Origin of the sequence: Fibrella aquatilis, from assembly GCF_017353255.1 — a bacterium.
Classification (GTDB): Bacteria; Bacteroidota; Bacteroidia; order Cytophagales; family Spirosomataceae; genus Fibrella; species Fibrella aquatilis.
Genome location: NZ_JAFMYU010000001.1, coordinates 269,522 through 289,137, shown reverse-complemented (window position 1 = coordinate 289,137; position 19,616 = coordinate 269,522). Strand labels below are relative to the sequence as shown.

18 protein-coding genes are annotated in these 19,616 nt (G+C 55.1%); 7 read left to right on the top strand and 11 right to left on the bottom strand.

The window, feature by feature from the left end; all coding sequences use genetic code 11:
* Positions 1 to 138: 138 nt before the first annotated feature.
* On the bottom strand, positions 139 to 735 hold the full coding sequence (locus tag J2I48_RS01205; protein ID WP_207333549.1) for a GrpB family protein: 597 nt from the start codon (positions 733 to 735) through the stop codon (positions 139 to 141).
* Positions 736 to 779: 44 nt separating this feature from the next.
* Positions 780 to 1,928, bottom strand: coding sequence for a bifunctional histidinol-phosphatase/imidazoleglycerol-phosphate dehydratase HisB (gene hisB, locus J2I48_RS01200; protein ID WP_207333548.1), 1,149 nt, complete (start codon positions 1,926 to 1,928; stop codon positions 780 to 782).
* 295 nt (positions 1,929 to 2,223) lie between these two features.
* On the opposite strand from hisB, the gene J2I48_RS01195 reads away from it, so the two are divergent.
* The 6 genes from J2I48_RS01195 (at position 2,224) to J2I48_RS01170 (ending at position 11,170) form a co-directional block, all read left to right on the top strand.
* Positions 2,224 to 3,255 (top strand): NYN domain-containing protein, encoded by a 1,032-nt coding sequence (locus tag J2I48_RS01195; RefSeq protein WP_207333547.1) that lies wholly within the window; start codon positions 2,224 to 2,226, stop codon positions 3,253 to 3,255.
* Positions 3,252 to 4,571 (top strand): anthranilate synthase component I family protein, encoded by a 1,320-nt coding sequence (locus J2I48_RS01190; RefSeq protein WP_207333546.1) that lies wholly within the window; start codon positions 3,252 to 3,254, stop codon positions 4,569 to 4,571. Before J2I48_RS01195 ends, J2I48_RS01190 begins: the two co-directional genes overlap by 4 nt.
* Positions 4,572 to 4,697: 126 nt before the next feature.
* On the top strand, positions 4,698 to 7,925 hold the full coding sequence (locus J2I48_RS01185; RefSeq protein ID WP_207333545.1) for a SusC/RagA family TonB-linked outer membrane protein: 3,228 nt from the start codon (positions 4,698 to 4,700) through the stop codon (positions 7,923 to 7,925).
* A 106-nt stretch (positions 7,926 to 8,031) separates the two neighbouring features.
* Positions 8,032 to 9,612, top strand: a complete 1,581-nt coding sequence (locus J2I48_RS01180) for a SusD/RagB family nutrient-binding outer membrane lipoprotein (protein ID WP_207333544.1) — start codon at positions 8,032 to 8,034, stop codon at positions 9,610 to 9,612.
* 78 nt (positions 9,613 to 9,690) lie between these two features.
* Complete coding sequence (locus J2I48_RS01175; protein WP_207333543.1) at positions 9,691 to 10,620, top strand: metallophosphoesterase family protein; 930 nt, start codon at positions 9,691 to 9,693, stop codon at positions 10,618 to 10,620.
* A complete protein-coding gene (locus tag J2I48_RS01170; RefSeq protein WP_207333542.1) occupies positions 10,577 to 11,170 on the top strand; it encodes an HD domain-containing protein in 594 nt (197 codons plus the stop codon). Before J2I48_RS01175 ends, J2I48_RS01170 begins: the two co-directional genes overlap by 44 nt.
* A gap of 91 nt (positions 11,171 to 11,261) precedes the next feature.
* Here the strand turns inward: J2I48_RS01170 and J2I48_RS01165 are convergent, their stop codons facing one another.
* The 5 genes from J2I48_RS01165 to J2I48_RS01145 all read right to left on the bottom strand — a co-directional run bounded on the left by J2I48_RS01165 (position 11,262) and on the right by J2I48_RS01145 (position 15,369).
* Positions 11,262 to 11,882, bottom strand: a complete 621-nt coding sequence (locus J2I48_RS01165; RefSeq protein WP_207333541.1) for a DJ-1/PfpI family protein — start codon at positions 11,880 to 11,882, stop codon at positions 11,262 to 11,264.
* A gap of 115 nt (positions 11,883 to 11,997) precedes the next feature.
* Positions 11,998 to 12,801, bottom strand: a complete 804-nt coding sequence (locus J2I48_RS01160; RefSeq protein WP_207333540.1) for a mycofactocin-coupled SDR family oxidoreductase — start codon at positions 12,799 to 12,801, stop codon at positions 11,998 to 12,000.
* 2 nt (positions 12,802 to 12,803) lie between these two features.
* Positions 12,804 to 13,349, bottom strand: a complete 546-nt coding sequence (locus J2I48_RS01155; RefSeq protein ID WP_207333539.1) for a carboxymuconolactone decarboxylase family protein — start codon at positions 13,347 to 13,349, stop codon at positions 12,804 to 12,806.
* Positions 13,350 to 13,352: 3 nt separating this feature from the next.
* Complete coding sequence (locus tag J2I48_RS01150; protein WP_207333538.1) at positions 13,353 to 14,231, bottom strand: glycerophosphodiester phosphodiesterase family protein; 879 nt, start codon at positions 14,229 to 14,231, stop codon at positions 13,353 to 13,355.
* Positions 14,232 to 14,349: 118 nt separating this feature from the next.
* Complete coding sequence (locus J2I48_RS01145; protein ID WP_207333537.1) at positions 14,350 to 15,369, bottom strand: S1C family serine protease; 1,020 nt, start codon at positions 15,367 to 15,369, stop codon at positions 14,350 to 14,352.
* 341 nt (positions 15,370 to 15,710) lie between these two features.
* Here J2I48_RS01145 and J2I48_RS01140 point away from each other — a divergent pair, with 341 nt between their 5' ends.
* Positions 15,711 to 16,118: a DUF4332 domain-containing protein gene (locus tag J2I48_RS01140; RefSeq protein ID WP_207333536.1), complete on the top strand. Its 408-nt coding sequence runs from the start codon at positions 15,711 to 15,713 to the stop codon at positions 16,116 to 16,118.
* 107 nt (positions 16,119 to 16,225) lie between these two features.
* On the opposite strand, the gene cdaA is transcribed toward J2I48_RS01140, so the two are convergent.
* The 4 genes from cdaA to J2I48_RS01120 form a co-directional block, all read right to left on the bottom strand.
* The gene (cdaA, locus tag J2I48_RS01135; protein ID WP_207333535.1) at positions 16,226 to 17,029 is read right to left on the bottom strand and encodes a diadenylate cyclase CdaA; all 804 of its coding nucleotides are present in this window, start codon (positions 17,027 to 17,029) and stop codon (positions 16,226 to 16,228) included.
* Between the two features lie 102 nt (positions 17,030 to 17,131).
* Positions 17,132 to 18,097, bottom strand: a complete 966-nt coding sequence (locus J2I48_RS01130) for a ribonuclease Z (protein WP_229375743.1) — start codon at positions 18,095 to 18,097, stop codon at positions 17,132 to 17,134.
* The gene (locus J2I48_RS01125) at positions 18,072 to 18,491 is read right to left on the bottom strand and encodes an STAS domain-containing protein (protein WP_207333534.1); all 420 of its coding nucleotides are present in this window, start codon (positions 18,489 to 18,491) and stop codon (positions 18,072 to 18,074) included. Before J2I48_RS01125 ends, J2I48_RS01130 begins: the two co-directional genes overlap by 26 nt.
* Positions 18,492 to 18,591: 100 nt before the next feature.
* The gene (locus tag J2I48_RS01120; RefSeq protein ID WP_207333533.1) at positions 18,592 to 19,542 is read right to left on the bottom strand and encodes a phosphoribosylaminoimidazolesuccinocarboxamide synthase; all 951 of its coding nucleotides are present in this window, start codon (positions 19,540 to 19,542) and stop codon (positions 18,592 to 18,594) included.
* Positions 19,543 to 19,616 lie beyond the last annotated feature (74 nt).

The window sequence follows — 19,616 nt, the reverse complement described above, 5'->3', positions numbered from 1 at the left end:
AAATTGGTAACTACCAACGATCAGCGTTTTACACAGGTATGGAATTTGCAAAACGTATACCCACAAATTTTTCTCAAAAAAGTACACCATGTTCAATTGATATCAGTTGATATTGAACAAACGATGATGAGCTATTCGTCAAGGCCCAATAATTCCAAACCCAACATGGTGCGTTTGCTTTTCTTCTTTTACAATTAAATCGATAAAATCATTTACATTAAGTTCTTTCAATGCAGAGTATACTTTTCTGTCTTGATTAGCTTTTTCAGCTAATGCATATTTCATTTGTTGATATTGTAGTCTTGCCCATTCATTCTTCCTTAAAAAATTTCGGGTCAATATGTGCCTTTCCAGTGCTACGCTGTCAATTGGGCAAACATAAAGGTGATGTTTTACAGTGTCTAATAGTTTATTTGTCAGTTTACCATTTCTTTTAAATACATCTCGACCGTCAACTCCTTGATTCCCATTATGATAATAGCCTATTTTTTCAAGTCCTGATTTTATTTTTACAAAGTCTAAATTCTTTGAATAGATAATATCGATGTCTATTATCGGTTTTGAATCCAGATGTGGGACGGCAGTACTTCCAACGTGTTCGATAGTAAAGTCAAGGCCGTGTAGCCCACTTTCGATTTCAAGTTTTATATCCGTGAAATCCTTAATCCAATTTGATGTGTATGTTTTCAATAGCATTGTGCTTTTAAAAAGATCTTTCGGACTTGAGTCGGTCATAAAATGACGTGTTACTCCTGTTGCTGGGGTGCAAAACCCCTCCCCTATAATACTCCCTTCGTACTTGGCAAACTGTCCAGTGCCTTGATGTCGCGCTTCACGGCCATTTTGATGGCTTTGGCGAAGGCTTTGAAAATGGCTTCGATCTTGTGGTGCTCGTTGTCGCCCGTGACCTGAATGTTTAGGTTGGCCTGAGCGGTGTCGGCGAAGGATTTGAAGAAATGGAAAAACATTTCGGTGGGCATTTCGCCGATTTTTTCGCGCTTGAACTCGGCATTCCACACCAGCCACGGACGGCCCGAGAAGTCAATGGCCACCTGCGCCAGGGCCTCGTCCATGGGTAGCAGAAACCCGTAGCGGCTAATGCCCCGCTTGCTGCCCAGCGCCTGCCGGTAGGCCTCACCCAGCGCCAGGGCGGTGTCTTCAATGGTATGGTGCTCGTCGATGTGCAGATCGCCCTGCACGTGAATGTGCAAATCGGCCCCGGAATGCTTGGCCAGTTGGTCGAGCATATGGTCGAAGAAACCCAGGCCGGTGTGCATGTCGGCCTTGCCCGTGCCGTCGAGGTTTAGCTCAATCTTAATCTTCGTTTCGTTGGTGTTCCGCTCTACCGTGGCCGTGCGGTCGGGCAGGCGCAGGAAGGTGTAGATGTCGGTCCAGCTGTCGGTTTTGAGGGCAATAGCCTGTTGCATGGCCTCGCTTATGCCGTGTGTATCAGCCGCTTGCGTGTCGGGGTTGGCGTTGGGTGGCACAAACAGAATCGCCTTCGCCCCCAGGTTGACGGCCAGTTGCACGTCGGTGAGGCGGTCGCCGATGACGTAGCTGTTGGCCAGGTCGTAGTGGCCGGTGAGGTATTGCCCCAGCATGGCCGTACCGGGTTTGCGGGTGGGGGCGTTATCGGCGGCAAAGGTGCGGTCGATGAACTCGGCGGCGAAGTGGATGTTTTCGCCCGCCAGGGTCTCCAGCATCTTACGGTGGGCAGGCCAAAAGGTTTCTTCGGGGAAGGCCGCCGTGCCCAGCCCATCCTGATTAGTCACCATGACCAGTTCGTAGGGTGTTTCTTCGGCAATGTGGCGCAGCGCCGACAGCACGTTGGGAATAAAGCTCAGCTTTTCGAGAGAATCGATCTGGAAATCGGACTGCGGCTCGATGATCAGGGTGCCGTCGCGATCAATAAACAGGACAGGTTGCATGGCTGCAAGTTAGCCCCGTCGGCATAAAAAAAGGCTACTGTATCGTTTTTAGGCTATATTCGCCCCATAAAACGGGTGTCCGGGATGTAAGCTACCACCGGAAACGTAGGCATAAGTAGTTGATACCGATAGACGTATAGATTCAGGCAGAACCATTCATTGCTTCTAAGCACACATACCCCTGCTCCTTCGTATTGCTTCACCAAACTGCTTATTTATTACTACTGTACCTGAGCCACTACACCATAGTTTTTAATTAAGTCCATTTGTTCATAGCGTCCATTGTTAAAAGAAAATGCAAAATCAAAGAACCAGTAAACTCACCCGTATCGGGGTGTTCTATGACGGTAATTATTTCCTACACGTAAGTAACTACTACAACTACTCGCACGAACGCCGCAGCCGGATCAGCATTTCGGGCCTGCACCAGTTCATTCGGGCGCAGGTGGCCGATCTGGAAGACAGCGATATGCAGTTGAGTCAGATCGTAGATGCCCACTACTTCCGGGGTCGGCTCAACGCCCACGAAGCCAGCCAGCGCGGTAATCAGTTGTTCTACGACCGGCTGTTCGACGATATTCTGATGTCGGAAGGTGTAGTGACGCACTATTTGCCCGTGAAAACCTACCAGGGGTTCCGCCAGGAAAAAGGCATCGACGTGTGGCTGGCCCTGGAAACCTATGAATTGGCCATCTACAAGCAGTTTGACGTGGTGGTGCTCATCACCGCCGACGGTGATTACGTACCCCTGATTCGGAAGCTCAACACCCTGGGCACCCGCGTGATGGTGCTCAGTTGGGATTTTGAGTACCTCAACGACGAAGGCGAAAAAATGGTGACGCGCACCTCGCAGGACCTGCTCGAAGAGGTGTCGTACCCTGTGCCGATGCACGAGATCATCGACAACCGGCTGAAAAAGAACGACGCCATGATCCGCGACCTGTTTGTGAAACAGCAGCCCCGCGCCGACGTGCCGCCCCGGACCTACTACCAGAACACCAACACGGCCGCGCCATCAAACGGCAACGGTGGGTTTATTAACACCAACCCCATTGAGCCGCAGTTTTTGGGCGAAGGCGATGACGAAGACCGGCAGCCCGATTTCGACAATACCGACGAGCGCCACGTAAGCACCATCCGCAGCCTAAAAACGGGCTACGGCTTCATCAACTGGCCACCCAACAACCTGTTCTTCCACTACACGAGCGTGACGGCGGGCGACTTCAACGATTTCCAGGTTGATGATGAGGTGTCGTTCCGGCTGGGCAAAAACAACGAAGGCAAAGACATCGCCATTGACGTGCAAACGGTTGATTACCAGGCATGAACCAATTTGTCTTTACCGTAATGCCCTCCGCCGCTAACTGGGGGCTACGTGTACTGGCACTGGCCGAAAGCCACTTTGACCATGTTGTGTTGCTAAACAACAACAACGTAGCGTATCCTAACGACCCGTTTCCAAACCGACTCTACGTCGGCGCGAAACGGGTCGTTTCGTTTACCGGTACAGCCGATCTGCAAACGCTGTCGGACTTCCACGCCCGGCACCGGTGCCACCTGGTGGGCTACCTGGGCTACGACCTGAAAAACCAGCTGGAGGCCCTGCAAAGCCGCCACCCCGACCGCCTCGGCTTCCCCGACTGCTGGTTTTTCGAGCCGCTGTATATCCTTGATTTTGACGCGAACAGCCTGATCGTCTGGACCGATGAACCCGATGCGGGCCCCTGGGAGGCGTGGATGGAGGCATTTACAGACCTCCCGTTTCGGACCGATTTTGGACTGATCTATTCACAAACAGGTGCATCTGGCACAAACGTGCAGGCGCGGGTTAGCCAAGCCGAGTACGAGGCCGTGGTCAGGCATATACGAGCGTTGATCGAAGACGGCGACGTGTATGAGTTGAACTACTGTCTGGAGTTTTTTGCCGAAGCGGTTACCCTCGCGCCGGTGGCGGCATACCAGGCCCTGTGTGTCCGGTCGCCGATGCCGTTTTCGGTGTTTCTGAAGCAGGGAAGCCGTTTTGTGCTGGGTGCCTCGCCCGAACGGTTCTTGAAAAAGACGGGGTCGCGCCTGGTATCGCAGCCCATCAAAGGCACCATCCGGCGGGGGATTTCGCCCGAGGAAGACGAGGCCCTGAAGCACGAATTACGGAACAGCGAGAAAGAACAGGCCGAGAACCTGATGATCGTAGACCTGGTGCGCAACGACCTGGCGCGGTCGGCAGAGGTGGGCAGCGTACGGGTAGACGAACTGTTTGGCATCTACACGTTTCAGCAACTGCACCAGCTGATCTCGACGGTATCGGCCACGGCCCGGCCCGACGCCACGCTGGCCGATATCCTGGGCAACGCCTTCCCGATGGGCAGCATGACGGGTGCCCCGAAAATTCGGGCCATGGAGCGCATCGACGAGCTGGAAGCCTCTCGCCGGGGCATCTACTCCGGGGCCATCGGCTACATTACCCCCGACGGTGATTTCGACTTCAACGTGGTAATCCGAAGCCTGTTCTACAACGCCGACACGCATTACGCCAGCTTCTCCGTCGGCAGCGCCATCACCCACGATGCCGATCCCGCCACCGAGTACGCCGAGTGCTTGTTGAAGGCGACCGCGATGCGGGAGGTGGTAGAGAATGTACAATGAATAATGTACATTCCTTGTTAACCTCTCATGAACAGACCCGGTATTTGATAACAGCCAGGTCATAACGCCTTAACATTCAGGCTATTTGATGGGCATACCTTTGCGGAAAATCAAGATAGCCCGTATATGTCCACTTCACTACTCACCTTACTTTCGCGGATTTTGCACTGGCTCTTCATGGGCCTGGTGGCCTTTCTCTGCCTGTGCGGCCGTCCCGCAGCGGGGCAGCCCGTTGCCATTTCTGGCACGGTGCGCTCGGCCACCGATCAGACCCCACTAGCGGGTGTTTCGGTTATTATTAAAGGTACTACCACGGGCACAACCACCGGGGCCGACGGTACCTACAAGCTCTCCGTAACCAATGCCAGGGCAGTGCTGGCCTTTTCGTTCATCGGTTTTGTGCGGCAGGAGGTACTAGTGAATAACAGAAACACTGTCGATGTAAGCTTGACCGAAGATGACCAACAACTCACGGAAGTTTTGGTGACAGCGCTGGGCGTCAAAAAAGACGTACGCAATGTGGGGGTGTCCATCCAAAATGTCGATGGGGCATCGGTGATTAAGGCGCGTGAACCTAACCCCATCAACTCGCTGGTGGGTAAGGTGGCCGGTCTCAACATTGCCACCTCAGCGGAATTATTGCGCCGCCCCATTATTCAGCTGCGGGGCAACACCGACGTGCTGTTTGTGGTGGATGGCGTACCAATCAACTCCGACACCTGGAACATCAGCCCAGACGATATCGACACCTATTCGGTGCTGAAAGGGGCCTCAGCGTCGGCGCTGTACGGTTTTCGGGGTAAAAACGGGGCCATCCTGATCACCACCAAACGCGGCAGCAAAGACAAGCGCGGCTTTCAGGTCGATGTCAATACCAGCCAGATGGTGGAGAATGGGTTTCTGGCTATTCCCAAGGTACAGGACCTCTACGGCCCCGGCGACCACGGCGTGTATGAGTTTGTGGATGGCAAGGGCAACGGCAAAAACGACGGTGACTACGACATCTGGGGGCCACCCCTCGACGGGCGGTTGCTGCCCCAATACGACAGCCCCGTTGATCCTATCACGGGCAAAAGAACCCCCACGCCCTGGATCCCGCGGGGTAAAGACAACCTGACGCGGTTTTTGCAGGCGGGCATTCTGTCAACCAACAACATAGCCGTATCGTCGTCGGGCGAAAAGTATGACCTGCGGTTTTCGCTCTCCCACACCTACCAGCGTGGCATTGTGCCCAACACGCAGTTGAACAGCACCAACTTCAAGGTCACCACAGGCTATAACTTCACGGACCGGCTGCGGTTCGAAGGTGATTTACAGCTAAACCGGCAGTATACACCCAACTACCCCGACGTAAACTATGGCCCTAACTCTCTGATCTACAATATGGTAATCTGGGGTGGTGCCGACTGGAACGTCGACGACATGAAAAACTACTGGCAGCCGGGCAAAGAAGGCGTACAGCAGATCTACGCCGAATACCAGCGCTACAACAACCCCTGGTTTGTGTCGAAAGAGTGGCTACGTGGCCATTACAAGACCGATATCATTGGCCAAACCTCCCTCCGCTACCGCATTGCCGACGGGTTAGAGGCTACCCTGCGCACCCAGCTATCGGCCTATAATTTGCTCCGTACCGAGAAGTTTCCGTATTCGGCCACGGTCTATGGTCGCGAAGAAGGGCGGGGTGACTACCGCGAAGACCGCCGCAACCTGTTCGACAGCAACACGGATCTGCTGATCCGGTATAACCACAAAATTGGGTCGCAATTGGCTGTGTCGGCCATTGGCGGGGGCAACCTGCGGGTGTTCAATTACAACTCGAACTACGCCACCACCAACTACCTCAACGTGCCGGGCGTATACAACTTTGCCAACTCGGCCAACCCCGGCTACTTCACCAACTACACCGCCGACATGCGCGTGAACTCGGCCTACTACTCCGCCGATTTCACCTTCCGCGACTGGCTGACGCTCTCAACCACGGGCCGCGTGGATAAACTCTCGACCCTGCCCAAGGGCAACAACACCTTCTTTTACCCCTCGGTGGCTCTCAGTACGGTGTTTTCAGACCTGTTTACCTTGCCCACGTTCATCTCATTCCTGAAGCTACGGGCCTCCTACGCCAACGTGAAAGATGCCCTGACGGCCTCGACCATTGGGTCTACGGCGGGGTCCTCGTTCCCGCTGAGCTACGGCGACAACTATGCCTCGTCGTACGATGGGCCGACCTACCAGAACTCGGCAGTCTATAGCACACCGCTAGTGTATAACAATCAGCCGGGAGCCTATTTCACCAACACGCTCAATAACACCGACATCAAACCCAACTCGACGTCACAGACGGAAATTGGTCTCGACTTGCGGTTGCTGAAAAATCGGCTGGCGTTTGACGTAGCCTATTACGTGAGCAACGACGGACCACGTATTTTTCAGCTACCACTCTCGCAGACAACGGGGTATACATCGGTGCTGGTCAACGGTATCAACACCCAGAAGAAAGGCCTGGAGATCTCGGTCACGGGCAAGGCCCTGCAATTGCCCAACGGGTTGAGTTGGGACGTGGTGGCCAACTACGCTACTTTCCAGGAGCGCTACACCGACATTTACCCTGGCGTAAACACGCTGAACACCTTCTTTAAAGTAGGCGACCGGACAGACAAATATTATTCCCAGACGTTTGTCCGCACCCCCGACGGGCAACTGGTCAATGACGCTGGTGGCCGCCCGATTATCAACCCGGTGGCGCAGTACCTGGGCAACATCAACCCCGATTTCACCTGGGGCATCAACAACCGCTTTGGCTACAAAAACTTCACCTTCAGCTTTCAATTCGACGGGCGTGTGGGCGGCGTGATTGCCAACTACATTCAGCGGCAGACGTTCCGGGGTGGACGACACATCCAAACCGTGGAGGGGGCCATGGGCATTGCCCGGCAGCAAGATGTGCAGGGAATCAAATCGTATTTGGGCGAAGGCGTTCAGTTGGCCAACGGTGCCCTGAACTACGACGCCGACGGTAACGTGCTGAATTTCGGCGAGTTAAGCTTTAAACCCAACGAAACCAAGACGTATTTACAGGACTACATCAGCCGCCGTTACAGCCCAAGTGGCGGAAACCTGATGTCGAGAACATATGCCAAACTGCGCGAGGTAACCATTGGCTATGCGCTGCCCCAATCATTTTTGAGTCGGGTGGGCATCCGGCAGGCGTCGGTCTCGCTGGTGGGACGCAACCTGCTTTATTTCGCAGAGAAAAAAGACATCGACCTCGACCAGTTCATTGGCAATGGCAGCTCGGATTTGCAAACCCCTACTACCCGCCGCTACGGCGTTAACCTGAACCTCACCTTTTAACAGTTTTCTGTTTAGAGTTTACAGTTTTCAGTTGGCTGACGTACGAGTAGTGACTGCGTCGACCAACTGAAAACTATAAACTCCAAACAGAAAACAGAAAAGCCTTATGAAATTCAACCACTTGTATATCAGCTTTTTAGTATCATTAATACTAACACTGTCGGGTTGCGATAAGCCGTTCGATGAACTGGAAAAAGACCCGAACAGGCCTGTTAACGCACCGGCCTCGCTGGTGCTAAAAGGTGTATTGGCCGATGTGTTCGATGCCACAGGCAGCGCCTGGGACGACGAGCAGCGCTGGAACCAGTTCTATGCCAGCAACTACAACTACTACGCCACCAACGAGTATAGCTGGACGGCGGCTCCACTACGCTATACCACGCTGAAAAATGTGGTAAAAATGGAGCAGGAGGCTCGCCGGGTGGGCCTGCCCGAAGTGAATGCCTATGCCGCGCTGGGCAAGTTTTTTAGGGCTTATTTCTACGAAGACATGACCCGCCGCGTAGGCGACCTGCCCCTCACCGACGCCTTGAAAGGCCTGGACAATACCGCCCCCAAATACGACAGTCAAAAGGTGGTGTATGTACAGATTCTGAAATGGCTCGACGAAGCCAACGCCGACATAACCGCCCTGATTGCCAAAGGCGATAATGCACTGGCAGGCGATATTTATTACGGCAATGATCTGCGCAAGTGGCAAAAGCTGGTCAACAGCTACAAGCTGCGGGTACTGATAAGCCTGAGCAGCAAGGAGGCTGATACCGATCTGGCCGTGAAAACACGTTTTGCCGAGGTGCTGGCCAACCCCACCAAGTTTCCGCTGCTCACCAACGAGGGCGACAACTGGCAGTACCTGTTCAACAGCACCACCAACAAATACAGCCGCAGCCCGGATAATTTTGGGCAGAACGCCACCCGTGAAAACATGGCCGCCACGTACTTGGACCTGCTCACCAGCTTAAAAGATCCACGTACGTTTGTGGTAGCTGAACCTGCTCCGGTAAAGCTGGCGGCGGGTCTGAAACCAACCGATTTCGGTGCCTTTGTTGGCGCATCGTCGGGCGAAGACCTGGCCGATATGTCGGCGAAGGCCAACAAGGGAGAGTACTCGTTTCAGAACCGCAAGCGCTATTACAGCACGTACACCGCCGAGCCATATGTGCTGCTGGGCTACGCCGAACAGTGTTTCACCATTGCCGAAGGGCTAAACCGGGGGTGGTCAGCAGCCACGGCGCTGGGTACGGCCGAGGAACTGTACAAAAAAGGCATTCAAACGTCTTGGGCGTTTTATGGCCTGAAAGACGGTAACAACGACGTGTTTTTCTCGAAAGATGGGGGCTACAAGGAGTTCAACAGCTACTCGGTGCCAGTAAGCTTTACTACCTACTATGCACAACCGACGGTGGCGTACGGGGGCAACACGGCGGCGGGACTGAAGCAAATTCTGACCCAGAAGTACCTTGCCTTCGCGCAGGGGTCGGGTTTAGAAGCCTGGTTTACTCAGCGGCGCACGGGCGTACCCACGTTCCTGACGGGCGTTGGCACGGGCAATTCGCAACGCATACCCAAACGCTGGCAGTACCCCAACACCGAACGCACCACCAACGGCACAAATTTGAAGCAGGCACTCGATAGTCAGTTTGGTGGAAATGACGATATTAACGCCACCATGTGGCTGTTAAAATAAAGAGCCAAGAGATGAGAGTCAAGAGTCAAGAGCGAACGGCACTACTCTTGATTCTTGGCTCTTAGCTCCCTACTCACTATGCAAAACTTCACCTCCCGCCGCGACCTGCTGAAGTCGGCGGCACTGCTGCCGCTGGCTTCGTTTGCCGCACCAGAAAAAGCTCCGGACAAAAAGCGGGCCGTGCGCTTTGCCTACATCGGCGATACGCACATTACGCCCGACGCCAAGCCCATGAAAGCGGTGGCGGCCTGTTTGCATCACCTGCAAAATCAGGCCGACAAACCCGCCTTTATTCTGCACGGCGGCGACGTGATTATGGATGCCCTGGGCCGCGACAAAGCCGCCGTGGCAGCGCAGTGGCAGGCCTGGCAGCAGGTGGTGAAAGCCGAGTGTTCCTTGCCCATCGACTACTGCATTGGCAACCACGACATCTGGGGGCTACCCGATGCCAAAGCCGATGCCCGCTACGGCAAGGCCTGGGTGCAGGAGGTGCTGGGCCTAGCCAACCGTTACCGGAGTGTTGCGCGGAATGGCTGGCACATCATTATCCTCGACAGCGTGCAAACCAACCCCGACGGCAGCTGGTATACCGCCCACCTCGACGCCCCGCAGTTTGCCTGGCTGGAGAAAGAACTGGCTTCTATCCCGGCCACCACGCCCGTGCTGCTGCTCTCGCACATTCCGCTGCTGGCCGCCTGCGCTTTCTACGATCCTAACACTGTTAAGGGTGGACATTGGGCCATTCCGGGCAGTTGGGTCCATACCGATGCCACCCGGCTCATTGCGTTATTTCACCAGCACCCGAACGTAAAACTGGCCCTTAGCGGCCATATGCACCTGCTTGATCGGGTGGAATATAACAACGTAACCTACTGTTGCAACGGGGCTGTGAGTGGCAACTGGTGGAGCACCGACACCTACCACGAGACCCCCGCTGGGTACGCCCTCATAGACCTCTATACCGATGGCAGCTACGAACGAACGTACGTCAAACAGACCTTCGCCTGAGGCCATTGCGGCACAAATCCGCGACTTGTTTTTGCACGGCGGCGGGGCCGATTACGTGGGCGAACCCGTAACGCAGCAGGAACACGCGCTGCAATGTGCGCAACTCGCCGAGCAGGCCGGAGCCGATTTGCCTACCGTGGTGGCGGCGTTTTTGCACGACATCGGCCACCTGCTCCCCGGCCAAACCGCCACCGACTACATGGCCGTTTATGGGCGCATGGATCACGAAACGCTGGGGGCTGTCTGGCTGGAACAGCGGGGGTTCACGGAGTCCGTTACGCAACTCATCAGGCAGCATGTCAACGCCAAACGGTACCTCACGTTTAAGTACCCCGCCTACCTGGCCAACCTCTCCGATGCCAGCCGCCAAACGCTGACCTACCAGGGTGGCCCCATGACTGCCGGCGAAGCCCGAACGTTTGAAGCCAACTCATACTTCCAGCAGATTATTCAGGTTCGCCGCTGGGACGAAGCCGCCAAACGCACCAACCACACCACGCCAGGCCTGGAGCATTACGTAGCATTAGTAGCGAAGGTGCTGCATGTATGAAGGATCAGAAGCCAGAAGTGAGAGCCAAGAAGTAAGAAATGAACGGTAGGATAATAGCTTGACTTATCTCTCATTTCTTGCTTCTAATCCCTCACTTCCAGTAGTCATACTGCATGTACCGGGCTGTTTCGAGGGCTACGTCGGGGCCGAGCAATCGGCCTACTACGTACAGGCTCATGTCGATGCCCGCCGAAATACCTGCCGAGGTAATAATCTTGCCGTTATCAACCCAGCGGTCGTCGGGGCAGAGTTTGATCTGTGGAAACTGGTCAGCCATGCCGGGCAGGGCCAGGTAGTGGGTAGTGGCCGAAAGCCCGTCCAAGAGGCCCGTGTTGGCCAAGATCAACGACCCCGTGCAAACCGACAGCACCAGCTCAGCCGTTTCGGCATGGCGCTTTATCCAGTTCTGCACCACCGGGTTGTTCATCTCACGCCGCGAACCCGCCGGGGTGCCGTCGGGTAGGTAGCTACCCCCGCCCGGAATCAGGATCAGGTCGGGCTTAGGGTGGTCGTTGAGGGTGTAGGTCGGCGTGACGATCAGGCCGTTGCGGGCATAGATCGGCCCCCGTTCGGCCACGGTGAAGACATGAAACGGCGGCTCAGAAAAGCGCGTCTGCTTCGACTGCCGACCCGTCACGCCAAACACTTCAAACGGCCCGGCAAAATCCAGCACCTCAATTTCATTAAACAGGAGTATGGCTACGTTGCGCACGATGTGATTTACGATTTACGAGGTACGAATTACGATTTTTGCTGACGCGTCAGATTGCGCTAGATCAAACAGACGCGTCAGCAAAAATCGTAATTCGTACCTCGTAAATCGTAAATCATTTTGATAACAACCCTGCGTCCAGCACAAACTGGGCACCGGTGATGTAGCGGGCACCGTCGGAGACGAGGTAGAGCACCATGGCCGACACGTCCTGCGGTTCTACCCAGGGCACAGGCAGCAGATTCCCCGCCGACCGTTCGGCAATGGCCTGCGTGGTGGTGCCTTCCAGCTCGGCAAGGCCGTCGTTCATGGGGGTGTTTACACCCGTGGGATGAATCGAGTTGACCCGGATGTTGTGCGGGGCCAGTTCGATAGCCCACGATTTGGTCAGCCCCACCAGCCCCCATTTCGAGGCGGCATAGTGACTCAGACGACCCATACCCCGCATACCCGCCACGCTGGAATTATTCAGAATCACGCCCGATTGCTGCGCCATCATTACCGGAATAACCCGCCGGGCCACCAGCCAGGCCCCTTTCAGATTGATGTCGAGCATATCGTCCCACTCGGTTTCGGTCAGTTCGTGAGCCAGGCCGTAGGCGCAGATGCCCGCGTTGTTGAACAGGATGTCGATCCGCCCAAACTGCGTCACGGCACCGGCTACGGCCCGGACAATGGCGGTATCGTCGCGCACGTCGCCAACCACCGCAAGACACTTCACACCGAGGGCCTCCACGTCGCGTTTCAGCGTGTCCAGATCCGATGCTGAACCGAAGGTGTAGGCGGGGTAGGTCAGGTTTTTGGCCACGTCGAACGCCACAATATGCGCCCCTTCGGCGGCAAGCGCCAGGGCCACCGCCCTACCCTGTCCGTGGGCCGCGCCGGTTATAAAGGCGACTTTATTTTCTAGTGAAGCCATTGTTAATCAGTAGGTTGTGTAAGTGGCAGATAAGGGGCCAGGTAGTCATCTACAGCCACGCCAAGCACGTTATTGAACAGATTGGTAGCCACCATCTGCCCGGCAAAAGCGACCAGCACCACGATCTCGTTGGGAGAAAAGCGGGCCTGAATAGGTTGGTAAATAGCGTCGGGTACTTCGCCCTGCTGCCGGGCAATGGCCGCGCCGAAATCGAGCAGTTGCTGCTCTTCGGGAGACAGTACCAGGTCACCGGGCTGTTCGCCGTGCTGGATGATGATCTTGCGGAAAAACGTGGTGCAGACCGGGCAGTCGGAGGCATCGGAAATGGCGTGGGCGAACAAATACGCGGCCCGTTCGCCAATGATGCCCATGACGGCGTGGTAGAGCGGGTACCACTGCATATAGACCGAAAACGCCAGCGGCGACCGGCTCAGCGTGGCCTTCATGTTCGTAATCCGCGAGCCAGGGTAGTCGGCTATGTGCTGCGACCAGGCGGCTTGCAATTCGGCCGAAGCAGCTTGCTCAGGAAGGGGGTCAATGCGGGGCATGGCTTAGCGTTTACGTAACACCCGGCTTACTTCCAGCGGGCGATCTGTTGATAGCATATCGGCCCCGGCGGCGGTCCATTCGGTATAGAGTTGGTCTCCTTTGGCGGCGGCCTGTTTGTCGAGGTTACCCAGCGTACCCAGGATAGTGGCAATGCCCTTTTCGTGCAAAAATGTGTATAGGCTGGCCTCTGGCGCTTTCACGCCCACAAACGCCAGCATCCGGTTGTCGGGAATACCCAGTTCGTGCAGCCGGTCGTACTCAGCCTGGTTCCGGATCGTGACGGAAATCATCAGGTCGGGGGCCAGTTTATGCACCAGAGCCGCGTCGGGGGCATTGTAGGTGATAATGGCCACGTTGCTTTCGGTCTTCGTCTGCCGTACCTGATTGATCACGCTGGCGAAAGACACGTTGCGTTTCACGTCGAGCGTAAACAAGACGTGGGTGCGTCCCCAGGTCAGAATCTGGTTTAGGGTGGGCACCCGAAAGGCGGTGGGGTTGCCCATATTGTCTTCCAGTTTAAGTTGCTGGACCTCGGCATAGGTGTGGTCGATGAGCTTGCCCGTGCCGGTGGTGGTGCGTTCCAGGGTGGCGTCGTGCATCATCACCAGCACACTATCGCGGGTGAGGTCAATGTCGCACTCGATCACCGCTGGGGCACCGGGCCGCCCAATTTGTCCGGCCAAGTAGGCAAACGACTCCAGGCAATTTTCAGGGTATCCCTTCAGGTCTCCCCCACCCCGGTGTACCGAAATGAGGGGTACCTGCCCCGTTTTATACCGCAATCGCTCTGCCGAAAAGTCAGCCGCCGTTGTCTTACTTATCTTCGGGGAACAGGTCGTGAGCGTACCCAACAGCCCCACCAGTAGCCATGTGTTTTTCATTGAGCAAAGGTACTATACAGTGTACAGTATGCAGTTCTACAGTATGCAGTGGGGTAATACAGGCAGATACTCCTCACACTAGCCCACTGCATACTGTAGAACTGCATACTGTACACTGTCATAGCAATTCGCCCGGCGTAACCACCACCTTGTGTTTACGGCCATTGCGCAGAACCGTTATTTGGGCGGGCGTACCAATCGTTGCGTCGGTCAGGATCAGGTGCAGGTCGTCGACGCTGGCCACGGGGCGGTCGTTGTAGGCCACAATGATGTCACCCGCCATCAGTTCACTATTGTAAGCCACACCGTCAGGCTCCACATTAGTCACCATCACGCCCGTGCGGTTGGTAAGCTGATTGTATTGACGAATCCGTTCGGTGAGGTTGATTAGCTGGCCAGCAATGCCCAGATAACCCCGCCGTACGCGACCTTCGGTGATCAGCTTGCCCGCCACCAGATTCGCCAGGTTCGACGAAACGGCGAAGCAAATACCTTGCGCCGGCCGGATCACGGCTGTATTAACGCCAATGACTTCACCCTGCGAATTCACCAGCGGACCACCCGAATTGCCGGGGTTCAGGGCGGCATCGGTCTGCACCACGTCGTCGATTAACCGGCCCGATTCGGAGCGGAGCGTCCGCCCCAGGGCACTCACTACCCCCGCCGTCAGCGAATATTGAAACCCGTAGGGATTGCCCAGTGCAATAGCAATCTGCCCTACCTGCACTAGTTTTGAATCGGCAAAACGGATGGCCCGCAACCCGTCGGCGTACACTTTCAGGACGGCAATGTCCGTGGCCGGGTCGCGGCCAATGAGCGTTGCCGCCAGGTCGTCGCGGTCGGGCAGGACTACGGTAATTTGTTCGGCACCAGCCACAACGTGGTTGTTGGTAACGATATAGCCGTCTGACGAAATCACGAATCCGGAACCCGTGCCCCCACCCTCGTCGGGCTGCCTACGCTGCCTGTTGAGAGGTTGGGGCTTACTCACCACCTTGATCTGCACCACAGAGGGGCTAACCTTTTTTGCTACATTTACCAGAGTACTAGAATACGCGTCGAGCAGTGGCGCGTCATGCGCTGCCGAACTGACAGACGTCGCCCCCAAGTCGGGGCCACTAACCGAATAGTAGGTCATAACAGGATGTATTTGTTGTAGCAGATGCACCCAGCAAAGGCCATACCAACCCGTCACTTTCGCCACCCTGCCGACAGCCTGTCAGCCTCATCGATTCGCCATGACATTTAACGACTATCTAGCGTCCAAAAAAATCGACGCAACCCGTTTTGCAGCCGCAGATCCCATTATTTTCGACCAATGGGCCAGATTATTCGACCAAGTGAGTGCAGAAAGTTTTACCGTTCAAAAGAAATTTTTACTCAATTCGACAAGACGTAAATACTTAATGCGTTAATTTATAGTTCAAAAGCTGGTAAATAGCCAGTTATATTAAACTCACCCTATATCCAAAAAAGCGTATGAGCCTCACACTTGGCGAACTGAAAGGTATTTCCGACGCCCTCATCAACCTCCTCAAAGCACAGGGTTTAGTCGACTCTGACACCCTACTCGAAGCAACACGTACGCCGAAAGGCCGCAAAGATCTGGCGGAGACCATTGGCGTTGATTCATCCATGCTCCTGGAGCTGGCCAACCGTGCCGACTTGGCCCGTATCAAAGGCATTGGTCGCGTATACAGCGATTTGATGGAGGAAGCCGGCGTTGACACCGTGAAAGAATTGTCGAAGCGGGTACCCGCTAACCTGCACGCTAAGCTTGTTGAAATCAACAGCGTACGTCAGCTTACGCAACGCCCCCCCTCTGCCGACCAGGTAGCCGGATTTGTCGACCAGGCCAAGAGCCTGCCAGCCATGCTGGAATATTAGTGAAAGAGTGAATGGCGAAAGAGTGAAAGAGTGTGGTCCGCCGGTGCGGCAAGGATTTGCGCTACAGCAAACACTCTTTCACTCTTTCGCCATTCACTCGTTCACCCTTACCCCCGTGGCTTGCTTAGGTAGCCGCTCAGCCGGTCTTCCAGTTCGTGGATGGAAAGGCCAATAGTCAGTTCGCCGTTGAGAGCTAACGACAGCCGACCGGTTTCTTCCGAGATGGCAATGATGGCGGCATCGGTGGCTTCACTCATGCCCACAGCAGCCCGGTGGCGGAACCCCATTGTGGCGGGCAACTCGGCATCATCCGAAACGGGCAAAATGCACCGCGCCGCCCGTATGTGTCCGTCCGAAATCAGCACCGCGCCGTCGTGCAGTGGGCTGTATTGATTGAAAATAGCCAGCAAAAGCGGCTTCGATAGATCAGCGTTGAGCGTCTCGCCCGATTCGGCGATCTTAGTCAGGTCGTCGTTATGCTGAATCACCAGCAGAGCGCCCGAAAACTCTGCCGCCAGCATTTTGCAGGCTTCCAGAATAGGCTTTAGGGGCGTAGTAGGCTCAACCAGGTCAGGTTGCCGCAACAGCCATTTCCTGATCCAGGGATTATTGCCAATGTTGGTCGACTTGCCAATGAGCAGCAAAAATCGCCGGATTTCCTGCTGAAAAATAATGATCAGCGCCAGCGCACCTACGCTAATAAAATATTCCAGAATGGTTGTTAATAGATTCAGCCCCAGCGCTTTAACAACCAGATAGAACAGGTAAACGAAAAGATACCCCACAAAAACCCGGCTGGCTACACTGCCCCGCACTAGGGTATATATTTGGTAAATCAGAATGGCTACCAGTGTAATATCCAGCACGTCGAGCCAGCCGATATCTAGAAAACCAAGGCGAATCAGGAGCATAGTGTGGGGCAACAGGCAAGGAAGTTTCGTTGGCGGGCAAGATACAACGCCGGGGGCACTCTGCCGAACAAAACCGAGCCAAAACCCGCTTCCTACTACGGGCTAAACCGCAAATTGGTGGCCTTCCACCGCTAGTTCAGTGTTTGGAAATACATCCTGCGCTTCGGCCAGAAAACCTTCGTAGGTTTTGTAGCGCGACGAAAAATGGCCAATCAACAGTCGTTTCACCCTCGCCTTTTCGGCCAGTGTACCTGCCTGACGAGCAGTAGTGTGATGTACTTCCGACGCCCGACCAGCGTTGTCGTCGCGGAAAGTGGCCTCGTGGTATAGCAGGTCGATGCCCTTAATCTGAGTCAGAATCCGTTCGTTATAGCGCGTGTCGGAGCAGTAGGCGTACGACCGGGCTGCCGGGCCAGGGGCGGTGTAGTCGGCAGCGGCGTAGGTAATTTCGCCGGTTTCGTTGGTCACGTCCTGCCCTTCTTTCAGCGTTTTCAGCACCTCAATAGGCACCTCGGTGGGAAGTTTTTCGCGCAGGAGGCGGGGCTTGTGGGGCTTTTCGCGGAACAGAAAGCCCGTGCAGGCAATGCCATGATCCAGCGGAATGCTCTCTACCGTCAGGCCCGGCAAATCGAGCAAGAGCGTAGGCTTATCAACCTCAATGGCCTGAAAATGAAGAGGAAAGAAGAATTTTCCGTCCGACACCCGAAACGTGGTCGTGATTACTTCATCCAGTCCGCGGGGGCCAAAGAGGTAAAGCGGTTCGGTACGGCCACCCATGTTCAGGCTCGAGAGCAGGGGCATCAGCCCGAAATAGTGGTCACCGTGGAGGTGGCTGATAAAGATATATTTCAACCGGCTGGGCCTGGCCCGCTGTTCAATGAGCCGGTATTGAGTGGCCTCGCCGCAGTCAATTAGGAAATAATCGCTGTTGTATTGAAGCAACTGGGCCGTTTGGTGGCGGTCTAGCGTGGGCGTTGCCGAGCCGGACCCCAAAATCGTAACCGCAAAGGGAATGCTGGAAACAGGCTCAACTGCCGACAGGTTACCGTTCTGGCTCAAATCCTTCATCCAGCTCTCCGTCATATTCATCATCGGCACCGCTGCCGAAATCGTTTTCAAGTTCGTTCATAAATACCGCGTCGATGGCCTCTTCCACCGTGGGCAAGATGGTCAAATCGGTGATGCGGGCATCTTCCAGAAAATCGGTCAGCTCGTCATTTTTCGTTACCAACACCAGCAGGCCCAGTTCGTTGCTGCACTGACGGTTTATTTTCCGAATGGCCATTAGCCCGGCTTCGTCAACTGTGTGTACCGTAGCCAGGTCAACAATTAGGCGGCTAAACCCTTCGCGGAAAAGGCTTCGGCAAGCACCCTCAAATTCGGCGGGCACAGTATTGGTAAATTCAGCTTCGCTTAGCCGCAGCAGGGCGTAGCGTTCGGTTTTTTCAGTGGTAAATTCCATATGTCTACTGCTGTTGCAAATGGTGCTCAGTTTTATTAACAGACGGGCACAGGCAGCAGGCCATGCGCTGACTCGCTGACCCTGCTCTGTAACGTCGCGGCTAGTTGTTTGTTTGCAAGTACGCTACAATGGCCTTCTCTATTTGCGCATCCCGGTCCTCTTCAGGAGCAGGCTGAAACGACTGCCCCGTTACGGTCTCAAACAATTCAATGTACCGCGTCGAAATCTGCGTCAGCCATTCATCCGACATCGTTGGCACCGTCTGACCGTCTTTGCCCTGGAAACCGTTGGCCATTAGCCATTCCCGCACAAACTCTTTCGACAATTGCCGTTGTGGCTGATTAGCCGCCAGCCGTTCGGCATAGCCGTCGGTGTAAAAATAACGGCTCGAATCGGGTGTATGTACTTCGTCGATCAGGTAAATGGTGTCTCCTACCCGACCAAATTCATATTTCGTATCGACCAGAATCAGCCCCCGCTTCGCCGCCATATCGGTACCTCGTGCAAATAAAGCCAATGCATAGTTTTCCAGCTGTACGTAATCCGCCTCACTAACGATGCTTCGGGCCAGAATGTCATCGCGCGAAATGTCTTCATCGTGTCCCTCGTGGGCCTTGGTAGTGGGGGTCAGGATAGGCTTGGGCAGGCGGTCATTTTCGCGCAGGCCGTCGGGCAGGGTAACGCCACATAATACCCGACCTCCCTCACGATACGTACGCCAGGCATGACCCGCCAGATAGCCCCGAACTACCATCTCCACGGCATAAGGTTCGCACTGAATACCCGCACTCACGGCCGGGTCAGGCACGGTCAGCAGCCAGTTGGGCACAATGTCGGCGGTGGCCTGCAAAAAATAGGCGGCGGTCTGGTTCAGCACTTGCCCTTTGTGGGGCACGGGCCGGGGCAGCACCACATCAAACGCCGAGATGCGGTCAGACGCCACCATCACTAGGCGCGGACCGGCCGGGTGGTTGGCAAATGAATACACATCACGGACTTTACCCCGGTAAAATCCGGTCTGTCCAGGGAAAGAGAAGGGTTGGTTGGGCATAGAAAAAAGGGCACTGGTAAGTGGTGAGTGCTAAGTGGTGAGTTGGCTGACGCATCTTAACTCTCGCGTCAGCC